This window comes from Gilliamella sp. W8145 (genome assembly GCF_016101145.1).
Lineage (GTDB): Bacteria > Pseudomonadota > Gammaproteobacteria > Enterobacterales > Orbaceae > Gilliamella > Gilliamella apis_A.
Map to the genome: position 1 here is coordinate 632,216 of NZ_JACFRC010000001.1, position 13,726 is coordinate 645,941.

The 13,726-nt window shown below is 34.1% G+C and carries 12 protein-coding genes and 1 other RNA gene; 12 read left to right on the top strand and 1 reads right to left on the bottom strand.

The features are described from left to right. Positions 1-43: 43 nt before the first annotated feature. The 12 genes from H3T80_RS02870 to H3T80_RS02925 all read left to right on the top strand — a co-directional run bounded on the left by H3T80_RS02870 (position 44) and on the right by H3T80_RS02925 (position 13,054). Positions 44-1,450 (top strand): hypothetical protein, encoded by a 1,407-nt coding sequence (locus tag H3T80_RS02870; RefSeq protein WP_198199879.1) that lies wholly within the window; start codon positions 44-46, stop codon positions 1,448-1,450. Beyond that, positions 1,443-2,330, top strand: coding sequence for a carbohydrate kinase (locus tag H3T80_RS02875; RefSeq protein WP_198199881.1), 888 nt, complete (start codon positions 1,443-1,445; stop codon positions 2,328-2,330). The genes H3T80_RS02870 and H3T80_RS02875 overlap by 8 nt, the downstream gene beginning before the upstream one ends. A gap of 320 nt (positions 2,331-2,650) precedes the next feature. After that, positions 2,651-4,576 carry a threonine--tRNA ligase gene (gene thrS, locus H3T80_RS02880; protein ID WP_198199884.1) on the top strand — a complete coding sequence of 642 codons (1,926 nt, stop codon included), beginning with the start codon at positions 2,651-2,653 and terminating at the stop codon, positions 4,574-4,576. 27 nt (positions 4,577-4,603) lie between these two features. After that, entirely contained in the window at positions 4,604-5,143 is a 540-nt protein-coding gene (gene infC, locus H3T80_RS02885) for a translation initiation factor IF-3 (protein WP_065612958.1), read from the top strand. Positions 5,144-5,227: 84 nt separating this feature from the next. Beyond that, positions 5,228-5,425 carry a 50S ribosomal protein L35 gene (gene rpmI, locus H3T80_RS02890; protein ID WP_065557738.1) on the top strand — a complete coding sequence of 66 codons (198 nt, stop codon included), beginning with the start codon at positions 5,228-5,230 and terminating at the stop codon, positions 5,423-5,425. Positions 5,426-5,457: 32 nt separating this feature from the next. After that, the gene (gene rplT / locus H3T80_RS02895) at positions 5,458-5,811 is read left to right on the top strand and encodes a 50S ribosomal protein L20 (RefSeq protein WP_024496189.1); all 354 of its coding nucleotides are present in this window, start codon (positions 5,458-5,460) and stop codon (positions 5,809-5,811) included. 204 nt (positions 5,812-6,015) lie between these two features. Beyond that, the gene (gene pheS, locus H3T80_RS02900; protein ID WP_110447862.1) at positions 6,016-6,999 is read left to right on the top strand and encodes a phenylalanine--tRNA ligase subunit alpha; all 984 of its coding nucleotides are present in this window, start codon (positions 6,016-6,018) and stop codon (positions 6,997-6,999) included. A 16-nt stretch (positions 7,000-7,015) separates the two neighbouring features. Beyond that, the gene (pheT, locus tag H3T80_RS02905) at positions 7,016-9,403 is read left to right on the top strand and encodes a phenylalanine--tRNA ligase subunit beta (RefSeq protein ID WP_198199885.1); all 2,388 of its coding nucleotides are present in this window, start codon (positions 7,016-7,018) and stop codon (positions 9,401-9,403) included. Between the two features lie 5 nt (positions 9,404-9,408). Further along, a complete protein-coding gene (locus H3T80_RS02910) occupies positions 9,409-9,702 on the top strand; it encodes an integration host factor subunit alpha (protein WP_034882129.1) in 294 nt (97 codons plus the stop codon). A 139-nt stretch (positions 9,703-9,841) separates the two neighbouring features. Then, positions 9,842-9,937: signal recognition particle sRNA small type (gene ffs / locus H3T80_RS02915), an RNA gene on the top strand. Positions 9,938-10,138: 201 nt separating this feature from the next. Next, positions 10,139-11,008, top strand: a complete 870-nt coding sequence (gene htpX, locus H3T80_RS02920) for a protease HtpX (protein ID WP_198199886.1) — start codon at positions 10,139-10,141, stop codon at positions 11,006-11,008. 111 nt (positions 11,009-11,119) lie between these two features. Continuing rightward, a complete protein-coding gene (locus H3T80_RS02925) occupies positions 11,120-13,054 on the top strand; it encodes a U32 family peptidase (protein ID WP_198201112.1) in 1,935 nt (644 codons plus the stop codon). Positions 13,055-13,188: 134 nt separating this feature from the next. Here H3T80_RS02925 and H3T80_RS02930 read toward each other — a convergent pair whose 3' ends face one another. Continuing rightward, a complete protein-coding gene (locus tag H3T80_RS02930; RefSeq protein ID WP_198201113.1) occupies positions 13,189-13,623 on the bottom strand; it encodes a phage/plasmid replication protein, II/X family in 435 nt (144 codons plus the stop codon). Positions 13,624-13,726: the final 103 nt, after the last annotated feature.

Consider the following 13,726-nt stretch of genomic DNA (forward strand, 5'->3'; position numbering starts at 1 on the left):
TTAATATATGAATAATAACCAATTTAATTAATAGGATAATAGAATGAAAAAATGTACTTTGATGTTAAATAACCCAGATGGTATTACTCGATATAATGAACCGGTAATCGCGCGTCTTTTTTTCAAAGAACAGCCAATAGATCCGTCTAAATTAAAACTAGTTAATGAGCAAGGAAAAGTTATACCACATCAATTGTTTGATATCGTTTATGATGATACCAATACATTAATTTCTGCTTGTTCAATCGCCTTTATAGTAACTAATTTAGATCAGTTAGTTGAAAATTATACTTTGTATCTTAATGAGAAGACGCCAATAGATAATGTAAATGGCATAAAGCAACTAGCACCTACTTTAAATGATGGCGTGAAACGACTTGATACAGGTCACTATATTTTAGAATTATGTCGTGGTACTGCTGACGGAACATCATATGGGAAATGGGGTATTCGTTACTTTTCTGCTAAAGCTGAAGGTCGGAATTTGATTAAGGATTGCTCTAATGCTATAGGTGGTTTTTATGGCCCCTTTTTTACTCCTGCTAATGGTTTAATTAATCCACCTGAGCATACCATCGTAGATTGCCAAACAGAGGTCGAAGGGCCAATCTATTGTCGATATCGTTTCAATGGAAAAATTCCCAATGGCTTAGATCCAGCTTTGCATGATAAATCATTCTCAATTGTGTGGGAATTTTTCTATCAATCACCATGGTTTAGACGTACTTATTATGTTGATGATTTTGAAACTTCTGTTGATGGTATGCCGGTCATAAATAAGATCACCGTTGGTGATGAGTATGAAAGTGGTCAAAATAATGTGGTATTTTCACGTTTTGCTAGTTATGGTGGTACTTATTATCGACAAGGCGATCTTTATGCCAATATTCTAGCTGATGAAGTTAATCGAATTTTATCGCAACCTCTAGATCAACTTCCTCTGAATGCAAGACTTTATCGAGAGTCTATTGGTGATAATATTAATGCAGTTTCTTGGGATTTTTTCTGGAGACTATTTTGTGTTAAAGAAGGTATTTTAAGTGATGAAGAAATAAAATCACATGTCAAAACCATTCTGCGTAAAGCTCATCATGTTGTGCATAATAGCTCTCGAAACAAAGAAGTATTATTTGCTAAAGATGTGGATGTTAATAGTGTCCCAGAACAAACGATTTTTCCACTTGCTGCAAATAAAACGGCTGAAATAAATCCCGAATCAGGTTATGCTATGGTTTGGTATACGAGTAATATTGTCGGACGTTATCAAATTGTTCAACGTAAAGATTCAGGTTGGGTTAATTGGGGTACTAATGGTGAAAATGAGTATCCAGAATTACCTACCGGTTCAACGATTTATACTGCATATGGTCAATTTGATGATTGGCAGAAGCAAGCCGATAGTATGGAAAAAAATATTGATGTCAAACAAGGGTTAATCGAAGATGAATGACATAAAGATTGTTGCAATAGGTGAGTTTTTATGGGATTGTTTACCTAATGGGAAAAAGATTGGCGGAGCTGCCGCCAACTTTTGTTATCATGCTAAATCAGCTGGTGCAAATGCAATATTAGTTTCTGCAATTGGCGATGACGACAATGGTAGAGAATTACGTGAACAGATTGAAAAACTGCAAATCCCACAACAAATTCAAATATCAGCAAATTATCCAACTGGAACAGTATTAGTTAAATTAGATTCAGCTGGTAAACCCACTTATGATATTGTTAATCCTGTAGCTTGGGATGATATTCAATTAACAGATCAACTATTAGAACTTATCCAGCAAGATGATTTAGATGCAATCTATTTCGGCAGTTTAATTCAACGTAATATACATAATCATGAATTATTGCAAAAGATTATTAACCATAGGTCTCAAAAAAGCAAAATTATTGTTGATATTAATTTACGTCAAAATCATTATAACCACGCAACTTTACTTCTTTGCATGGAACATGCCAATATTTTGAAGTTAAATGATGAAGAATTACCAATTGTTGCTGATTTATTGAAGATAAAGGCTGAACCACAAGCACTTTTCAATTATCTAAATCAACATTATCAACTTGAATTATTAATTTATACCTGTGGTAGTGAAGGTAGTCATCTTATTACCCAAAATGAACAGAATCATTGTCCTGCTGAAAAAATCACCCCAATTGATACTGTTGGTGCTGGTGATTCATTTATGGCAATAAGTAGCGTGTTATATTTAAAAGGTAAACAATTACAGGAAATTAATAGTAAAGCAAATCATATTGCAGCATATGTTTGTACTCAAAGCGGACCTATGCCTATTTTATCGCAAGCATATATAGCCGAATTATAATCTCTTTTCAGGCCTAGCTTTTTAATTAATGAATAATAGCTAGGTCATAACTATTCTTGTCATATTTGATTACACCATTGTTTTATTAATTCCTAATCAAAAATAACCACTAAAAAAGCTATTAATAATTAAAAATAGGGTACTGTTTGTTTTTAGTGGTTACTAAAACAGGATGAGTTTAATCGCTAGAGATAAATCTATTTTTAAATCAAGTTCAAGCCTATTTAAAATCCTTATGATAAGTGATAGTATACTCCGTCTATTTATTTATGTACGCATGTGCGCTTTCGTGTGGCGCACCACTGTTATAAGGATTTATTATGCCAATTATTACTCTTCCTGATGGAAGTCAACGTCAATTTGATAAACCTGTTACTGTATTAGAAGTTGCACAAAGTATTGGTGCAGGACTTGCTAAAGCCTGTATCGCAGGCCGTGTTAATGGTGAACGTAAAGATGCGTGTGATGTTATCGAGCATGATGCAACGTTATCTATTATTACCGCCAAAGATGAAGATGGACTTGAAATTATCCGTCATTCTTGTGCTCATTTATTAGGACATGCCATCAAACAATTATGGCCTAATACTCAGATGGCTATCGGGCCTACTATTGATAATGGCTTTTATTATGATGTCGATTTAGATCACTCTTTAACTCAGGAAGATCTTGATGCTTTAGAAAAACGAATGCATGAATTGGCTAAAAAAGATTATGAAGTTAAAAAAGAAGTAGTGAGTTGGGAACGTGCAAGAGAAGTGTTTTGGGAACGTCACGAACCTTATAAAATTGCTATTTTAGATGAAAACATTCCTAAAGATTCTACACCAGCACTTTATCATCATGAAGAATATATTGATATGTGTCGTGGGCCTCATGTTCCTAATATGCGTTTTTGTCACCATTTTAAATTACAAAAAGTTGCTGGCGCTTATTGGCGTGGTAATAGTGATAACAAAATGTTACAACGCATCTATGGAACTGCATGGGCAGATAAAAAACAACTCGACAGTTATTTACAATTTCTAGAAGAAGCGGCAAAACGCGATCATCGTAAAATTGGTAAACAACTTGATCTTTATCATATGCAAGAAGAAGCACCAGGTATGGTATTTTGGCATAATGATGGTTGGATTATTTTCCGTGAATTGGAAGTTTTTGTTCGTACCAAACTGAAAGAATATGATTATCAAGAAGTGAAAGGTCCATTTATGATGGATCGTGTACTTTGGGAGAAAACAGGGCATTGGGGTAACTATAAAGAATTAATGTTTGTTACTTCATCAGAAAACCGAGAATATTGTATTAAGCCAATGAACTGTCCTGGCCATGTGCAAATTTTTAATCAAGGTCTTAAATCTTATCGTGATCTTCCATTACGTATGGCGGAATTTGGTAGTTGTCATCGAAATGAACCTTCAGGTTCTTTGCACGGATTAATGCGTGTGCGTGGTTTTACTCAAGATGATGCGCATATCTTTTGTACCGAAGGGCAAATTCGAAGTGAAGTAAATAGCTGTATCAAAATGGTCTATGATACTTATAGTACGTTTGGCTTTAAAGATATCACGGTTAAATTATCGACTCGTCCAGAAAAACGTATTGGTAAAGATGAAACTTGGGATTTAGCAGAAAAAGATTTAGCTGAATGTTTGCAAGAAAATGGCATTGAATTTGAATATTTACCTGGTGAAGGGGCATTCTATGGTCCAAAAATTGAATTTACTTTACATGATTGCTTAGGTCGAGCATGGCAATGCGGTACAGTTCAACTTGACTTTATGTTACCAGAACGGTTAGATGCAACTTATGTTGGTGAAGATAATGAACGCCATGTTCCTGTTATGATTCACCGAGCTATACTTGGTTCAATGGAACGCTTCATGGGCATATTGACCGAAGATTGTGCTGGATTCTTCCCAACTTGGTTAGCACCATTACAAGTAGCGGTTATTAATATTACTGATAATCAAGCCGATTATGCCAAACAATTAACCGAGCAACTACAAAAAGTTGGCATTAGAGCAAAAGCGGACTTGAGAAATGAGAAAATAGGGTTTAAAATTCGTGAGCATACTCTAAAACGCGTTCCTTATATGTTTGTTTGTGGAGACAAAGAGATGGAATCAGGAACAATTTCAGTTAGAACTCGCCAAGGTAAAGATCTTGGTAGCTTTGAAGTGAAACATGTTATAGAATTATTGCTTAATGAAATTCATAGTCGTTCATTAGAACAAATGAATTAATGATAAATTAATTTGGAGGAATGAGATATTAAAGTCAGTAAACGAATTCAGTCAACACGCGCGCACAAAATCAATGATGAAATTACTGCTCGCGAGGTGAGGTTAACCGGCGTCGATGGTGAACAGCTCGGCATTGTTAGCTTAGACGAAGCTTTAAAACAAGCTGAGGAAGCAACATTAGATTTAGTTGAAATAAGTCCTAATGCAGAGCCACCTGTTTGTCGAATTATGGATTATGGCAAGTTCCTCTATGAAAAGAGTAAAGCAACAAAAGAACAGAAGAAGAAGCAAAAGGTTGTTCAGGTTAAGGAAATTAAATTCCGACCTGGTACAGACGAAGGCGACTATCAGGTAAAACTCCGCAGCCTGATACGCTTTCTTGAAGATGGCGATAAAGCTAAAGTTACGTTGCGTTTTCGTGGACGTGAAATGGCTCACCAACAGTTAGGTACTGAAATGCTTGATCGCATTAAAGAAGACTTAGCTGATTTGGCTATCATTGAATCTTATCCAACTAAGATTGAAGGTCGTCAAATGATTATGGTGTTAGCGCCGAAGAAGAAATAGTGGTTCAACAAGCTAATTTTTAGTTTACTAAAAATTACACCATTATTTTATTTTTATTAACAATGCGAAGTGGAAATTTATAAAATGCCTAAAATTAAAACTGTAAAAGGCGCAGCAAAGCGCTTTAAAAAAACAGCATCTGGTGGCTTTAAGCATAAGCAAGCTAACAAGAGCCATATCCTAACTAAAAAATCAACTAAACGTAAACGTCATTTACGTGGTTTGACAACTGTGTCAAAAGGCGATTTAGGTTTAGTAGTGGCGTGTGTTCCATACGCTTAATTTATTGATTAATTATTTAGAGGATATAGTTTATGGCTCGTGTTAAACGTGGTGTTATTGCTCGTGCACGTCACAAGAAAATTTTAAAACAAGCAAAAGGGTATTATGGTGCTCGTTCACGCGTATATCGTGTTGCTTTCCAAGCAGTAATTAAAGCTGGACAATATGCGTATCGTGACCGTCGTCAACGTAAACGTCAATTCCGTCAATTATGGATTGTTCGTATCAATGCTGCTGCTCGTCAATGTGGTTTATCTTATAGCCGTTTTATCAATGGTTTAAAGAAAGCTTCAATTGAAATCGATCGTAAGATCCTTGCAGATATCGCAGTATTCGATAAAAATGCATTCGCTGCATTAGTTGAAAAAGCAAAAGCTGCACTTTAATAGCTTTATAAGAGCCGAGTTATCTCGGCTTTTATTGTTTTAACAATATTTAAGAGTTGATCGATTATGAATTTAGTTGTTTTTCGTTTCTTTTTTAGCTTCGGTAAGCTTATTCGTTTGTGAGGCAAATGAGAAACGAAAAATAATTATAAAAGCCTCAGGAGAGGCTTTTTTTATGTAATAAACAATAAGCAGGAGAACTGTATGTCTCAATTAGTTGAACTGGTAAGCAATGCCAAATCCGCTATTGAAAGTGCTAATGATATTAATACTATCGAACAGATTCGAGTGGAGTATTTTGGTAAAAAGGGCTATTTTACCATGCAAATGGCGTCTTTACGTGATGTTCCAGCTGATCAACGGCCAGCCGTAGGTCAGAAAATTAATGATGCAAAGCAAGAAGTTGTTGAGTTATTAAACCAAAAACGTAACTTTTTAGAGCGTCAGACTCTTAATGCAAAATTAGCCAATGAAACCATTGATATTACTCTTCCTGGTAAATCACTTGAATTAGGTGGATTGCATCCAGTTACTAAAACTATTAACCGTTTGGTTGAGTTTTTTGGGCAATTAGGTTTTGCTGTTGAAACAGGACCCGAAATAGAAGATGATTATCATAACTTCGATGCTTTAAATATTCCTGCACATCATCCTGCTCGTGCTGATCATGATACATTCTGGTTTGATGCAAAACGGTTATTACGTACCCAAACTTCAACAGTTCAAATTCGAACTATGGAAAATCAAAAACCACCAATTCGAATTATTGCTCCAGGCAGAACCTACCGAAACGATTATGATCAAACCCATACTCCGATGTTCCATCAAATGGAAGGGTTGTTGGTCGATAAAGATATTAGTTTTACGCATTTAAAAGGTTTATTACATGATTTTCTTCACTGTTTCTTTGAAGATAATATGGAAATAAGATTTAGACCTGCATATTTTCCATTTACTGAACCTTCAGCAGAAGTTGATATTAAAGCTAAAAATGGTAAATGGTTAGAAGTGTTAGGCTGTGGCATGGTTCATCCTAATGTATTACGTAACGTAGGTATTGATCCTGAAGAGTATTGTGGTTTTGCATTTGGAATGGGAATCGAAAGATTAACCATGTTGCGTTACGGTGTCACAGATTTACGTTCTTTCTTTGAAAATGATTTACGTTTTTTAAAGCAATTTAATTAGTTCTGGAGATCAAAACATGAAATTTAGTGAAAGTTGGCTACGTGAATGGATCAATCCAGAAATAAGTAGCGATAAATTATCAGATCAGTTAACTATGGCTGGTTTAGAAGTAGATGATATTGAAAAAGTTGCTGGTGATTTTACCGGTGTAGTGGTGGGTAAAGTTGTAGAATGTAAACAACATCCAAATGCTGACAAATTACGAGTGACGAAAGTAGATATTGGTAAACCTGAATTATTGGATATTGTTTGTGGTGCACCTAATTGCCGTCAAGGTTTAACTGTAGCTTGTGCCACAATTGGTGCTGTATTACCTGGTGATTTTAAAATCAAAGCAGCAAAACTTCGTGGTGAACCATCGGAAGGGATGTTGTGTTCTTATTCTGAGTTAGGCATTTCTGACGATCATAATGGAATTATTGAATTACCAGAGGATGCCCCTTTAGGACAAGATATAAGACAATATTTAAATTTAGATGATGTAATGATTGATATTAGCGTTACACCAAATCGTGCCGATTGTTTTGGTATCATTGGTGTCGCGAGAGATATTTCTGCTGTAAACAATATCCTAATGAAAGAACTAAAAGTTGAAAATATCACTCATACAATTAATGATACTTTACCTATTCAGGTTGATGCAGCTAAAGCAGCCCCTCGTTATTTAGGTCGCATTATCAAAAATGTTAAAGTTGATGCTTTAACTCCGCTATGGATGAAAGAAAAGTTACGTAGAGGTGGTATTCGTTCTGTTGATGCCATTGTTGATGTTACTAACTACGTTTTATTAGAACTCGGTCATCCAATGCACGCTTTTGACTTAGCTGAGATTGACAAGGGCATTGTTGTGCGTTATGCCAATAAAGATGAAAAGCTTGTCTTACTTAATGGTAATGAGGTTAAGCTTGATGAAAAAACATTAGTCATAGCTGATCAGCAAAAAGCATTAGCAATCGCAGGTATTATGGGCGGTGAAAAATCAGGTGTAACTGCATCAACGAAAGATATTTTCCTTGAATCAGCGTTCTTTTCTCCATTAGTGATAACGGGTAAAGCACGTGAATATGGTTTACATACTGAAGCTTCTCATCGTTATGAAAGAGGTGTTGATCCTTATTTACAATCAGCTGCAATCGAAAGAGCAACTCAATTGATTGTTGAAATCTGTGGCGGTGAAGTAGGACCTATTACTGAAGTTGTGAATGAGAATGAGCTTCCAGTTCAAGCAACAATTGAATTACGTCGAAACAGAATTGATCGCATTATTGGTTATCATATTGAAACTCAAAAGATTACCGATATTCTTGTAAAATTAGGTTGTGAAGTTATTTATAATGATGATAGTTGGAAGGTTAAATCACCTAGCTGGCGATTTGATTTACAACTCGAAGAAGATCTAGTTGAAGAGGTTGCACGGATTTATGGTTATAACAATATTCCTAATGTGAATATGAAAATTGAATCTGTGATGAAGCCAAAACCTGAAAATAAAATTTCTTTATCTAGAATAAAAAATCTACTAGTGGACAAAGGTTATCAAGAGGCCGTTACTTATAGTTTTGTTGATCCTAAAATTCAGCAAACATTACATTCACAACAACCACAGATTACATTACCTAACCCCATTTCGAGTGAAATGTCGGTTATGCGTTTGTCATTATGGTCTGGTTTATTAGAAGCAGTTTTATATAACCAAAATCGCCAACAATCTCGTATGCGATTATTCGAAACTGGATTACGATTTATACCTGATGAAAGCTGTGAATTTGGTGTTCGCCAAGAATTAATGTTATCCGGCGTTATTACAGGAAATTTATATGAAGAGCATTGGACATTACCTAAACAAAATGTCGATTTTTATGATGTAAAAGGTGATTTAGAGCAGTTATTTATTCTTTTAGGTTGTTCTGATGATATTGAATATCAACGTTCGGAACTTGATGCATTACATCCAGGACAAAGTGCAGCAATTCTTTTTAATGGCGAAGTTATCGGCAATTTTGGTGTTTTACACCCTGAAATTGAAAAAAAATTATCTTTAAACAGTAAAACGCTTGTTTTTGAAATAAATTTAGCTAAAATTAATGATAAAAAAGTGCCTGTTGCTCAAGAGCTATCTAAATATCCATCAAATAAACGTGATATAGCTGTCGTCGTATCAAATACAATTCCAGCAGCGGATATTATCTCTGAGTGTAAGCGTGCTGGTGGTGAGCAACTAGTAAAAGTTAACTTGTTTGATGTTTATCAAGGTGATAAAATTGACAAAAATCAAAAAAGCCTTGCTATCAGTTTGATTTTACAAGACAAATCACGTACACTGGAAGAAGAAGATATAACAAACATTGTAAGCAATTGTGTTATTGCTTTACAGAATCGTTTCAATGCCTTATTAAGAGAATGATAATTATGACATTAACTAAAGCTGATATTGCAGATCGTCTTGCCGATAAATTTGATATTGATCGTCAAGAAGCTAAAGTCCTTGTTGAACTCTTTTTTGAAGAGATTCGCGTTGCTTTAGAAAAAGGTGAACCAGTTAAACTTTCTGGATTTGGCAATTTTGCTGTTCGTGATAAAAATTCACGTCCAGGTCGTAATCCTAAAACAGGTGAGAGTGTTGATATCTCAGCTCGACGAGTTGTCACATTTAGACCAGGTATTAAATTTAGAGAACGAATTGAGAAAAATTTAACTTTATAATTAAATTTTTTGAATTTGCTTTTGTAAGTAATAGCCTTTTTGTTGTTATTACAACGCAAAAAGGTTGTTTACTTTTTTGTAAAAAATTATTGTAATTAATTGCTGAATCAAGCATAATACACCTCCTCAATGGAGGCTCTATGGGTCCTCTTGCAACATTTTTTTGCTTATCAGGTCAGGTCCGGAAGGAAGCAGCCAAAGTAAAAAATATGGGTGTGGGATGTGGCTGATAGGGTCTCCTCCAAAATATTTTCCTTCAATATATAAACTCATTAAGTCTATTTCTGTTGATTTATTAATCAATTGAATTTTCTTTTTCTAATTTTGAACGTAAATAAGTTGTAGGAAAACAGCTTATTTGCGATCATATATCAAATTTTATTTAGTTTTTTAAATAAAATTATTTATATTAAGTATAGTAATAAGGAATTTGTATATGATGCGAGTTGGATTATTTCTTCTAACTAACTTAGCGGTTATGTTTGTATTTGGTATAATTCTGAGTATTTTAGGGGTTAACGCCCATAGTACCTTAGGATTACTTATTTTTGCCGCTATTTTTGGTTTTGGTGGTTCATTTATTTCTCTTCTTTTATCTAAACGAACGGCATTACGTTCTGTTGGTGGTGAAGTGATCAAAGAGCCTCGTAATGATCAAGAACAGTGGTTACTTGATGTAGTGCGTCGCCAATCAGATCAACTTAAATTAAAGATGCCGGCGGTAGCTATTTATGAAGCAGATGATATTAATGCTTTTGCAACAGGGGCGACCAAAAACCGTTCTTTAGTTGCGGTAAGTGCTGGATTATTATCAGCAATGACTCAAGATGAAGCAGAAGCGGTAATTGGTCATGAAATGAGTCACGTAGCAAATGGTGATATGGTAACCATGGCACTACTACAAGGTGTATTAAATACCTTTGTTATCTTTATTTCACGGATTATAGCGTCAATGTTTGCTAAAGTGATTGAAGATCGTAGTGAAGCATTAGCAGATATAGCCTATTATGTAATAGCAATGATATTCGAAACTATCTTTGGAATCTTAGCTAGTATGGTTGCGATGTGGTTCTCGCGTTACCGCGAATTTCATGCCGATGCAGGTTCTGCAAAATTGGTAGGTTCTGCAAAAATGATTGCCGCATTAGAAAAACTAAAAGTAAGCCATGAACCAAATGAAGAAGCGTCAATTTTAGCTTTTTGCATTAATGGTGAGAAGAAAGCCAGACTTTCGCAACTATTCTTATCACATCCACCTTTAGAAAAACGAATTGAAGCTTTAAAAAACCAATCAATTATTGGTTAATTAAACTTTAAATATTGGCTTAATAAACAAATGAAATTTTAATGGCAAATAGTAATAATATTTGCCATTTATTTTATCAATCGATAATATTCCCAGAGATTTAATATGTACCTGCAAACCAACAATAATAAACTTGAATTACTTAGTCCTGCGAAAAACATAGACATTGCCAAACAAGCAATCTTACATGGGGCTGATGCAGTTTATATTGGAGGCCCGCATTTCGGTGCCCGTCATAATGCCGGTAATTCAGTCAGTGATATAGCCGAATTAGTTGAGTTTGCGCATCGTTTTTATGCCAAAGTTTTTGTCACATTAAATACTATTTTGCACGATAATGAACTTGAGATGGCTCAGCAATTGATCTGGCAATTATATGATGCGGGAGTTGATGCCTTAATTGTTCAAGATATGGGCATATTAGCCATGGATATTCCGCCGATAGATTTACATGCTAGCACGCAAATGGATATTCGAACCCCAGAAAAAGCTAAATTTCTTTCTGATGTTGGTTTTTCACAAATAGTTTTAGCTCGAGAATTAAACTTAACTGAAATAGCGAATATTCATCAACAAATAGATGCCAATATAGAATTTTTTATTCATGGGGCTTTATGTGTTGCATTTTCAGGTCAATGTTATATTTCTCATGCTCAAACGGGCAGAAGTGCAAATCGAGGTGATTGTTCGCAAGCATGCCGTTTACCATTTACATTAAAGGATGATCAAGGTCGTGTTGTTGCTTATGAAAAACATCTTTTATCAATGAAAGATAATAATCAATCCGAAAACTTAATCGAATTGATACAAGCTGGAGTTAGGTCATTTAAAATAGAAGGGCGTTATAAAGATTTAAGTTATGTAAAAAATATAACTGCTTTTTACCGTAAAAAACTAGATGAAATTTTAGAAAAATCGGATGATTTTGTAAGTGCATCAAGAGGTAGAACTCAGCACTCATTCACTCCAGACCCAAATAAAACATTTCATCGAGGTGCTACTGATTATTTTGTTCGGGGTAGACAATCCAATATTGGCGCTTTTGATTCACCTAAATTTATTGGCTTACCTATCGGTGAGATGACGAAAGTTACTAACCAAGCAATTGATATTAAATCTGAAAAAGTTTTAACTAATGGTGATGGATTAAACGTTTTGGTAAAGCGTGAAATCGTAGGATTCAGGGCTGATAAAGTTGAAAAAATTGCTAATAATCATTATAGAGTGTTTCCTAATGAATTACCTAAGGTATTTCATTCCTTAAAATTACCTTATCAAATTAACCGTAACCTAGATCATAATTGGCAACAAGTTTTATTAAAAGAATCGAGTAATCGTCGAATTGGTGTAGCATTTGAATTGACAAATCAATCAAATGTTGTTCAATTGATAGCAACGAGTGAAGAGGGCTGTAGTGTAAAAATTGCTTTAAAAGGTGAGTTTGAATTAGCTGAACAATCTGTTAAAGCTCTCAAAAATATAAAAGATAGCTTATCAAAACTTGGTCAAACGATATATTACCTTACTAATTTAGAGGTTAATTTGACCGAGATATTTTTTATTCCAAGTAGCCAATTAAATCAATTACGACGTGATATTATTGATAAGTTAACATTGGAACGGCTAACTCATTACCAAAGAAAGTTACGTAAACCACAAACGGAACCTGCGCCAATTTATCCAGAAGAGCATTTAAGCTTCTTAGCAAATATTTATAATCATAAGGCTAGAGAATTTTATGCACAGCATGGCGTTAAACTAATTGAAAGTGCTTTTGAAGCACATGAAGTTAAAGATGATGCGCCATTAATGATTACAAAACATTGTTTGAGATTTGCGTTTAATTTATGTCCTAAACAAGCTAAAGGTATTCATGGTGTGAAAACAAAAGTAACACCAATGAAATTAGTACAAAATAATAATGAAGAATTAATACTGAAATTTAATTGTAAAGCCTGTGAAATGCAAGTTTGGGGTAAAATCAAAAATCATATTTTAAAAATGCCATTACCAGGAAGTGAATTGATTTTATTGACCAATAAATAATTATAGTCAAAGAATCGAAATTTACTGAATAACTCAGTTCTTTTTAAAAGAAGAATTGAGTTCGTAATAATGTATTATATTTAACATAATATACATTATGCGCACCAATACAGTTTTATAAGAGGGGTACTAAATCATGATGCAAATTTAAATAATAAAAGGTTTTCATTGTTATCATAAAATGATGTCGGTTCTTGATACCACGCTGGACGTTGTTTATTAAAATCAATATCAATAACTCTAAACATCGGAATTACATTATTTTTCTGTTGTTGCAGATTTTGTAATTGCAACTTACTTAAACCAATAGATAATAAATTTTGCTCATAACGCCAGAAAGTATTATGAGGCATCGAACTACGAACAAATTGATAACCATCATTTAATAATGAACGATAAAACTGATAAATTTTATTGGCTCGTGAATAAGACATTTTTCCCGTCTTTGTAATTGTAAAAAAGCTATCATTCAATAATCGTCTAATCTTGTTATCATCATAAATATTCATTTCTGCACCTCTAATTGCTAATAAAATGTCATTAAATGAACTTAGCCATAACTCTCTAATAACATTTTTTCCTTTTTTTCGTTATCTTTCTGATATTTAATGAATTTAAATAAATTTCTGGGTATATTATGTTTTTCTAAATATGTATGCTTTAAACGAGCCT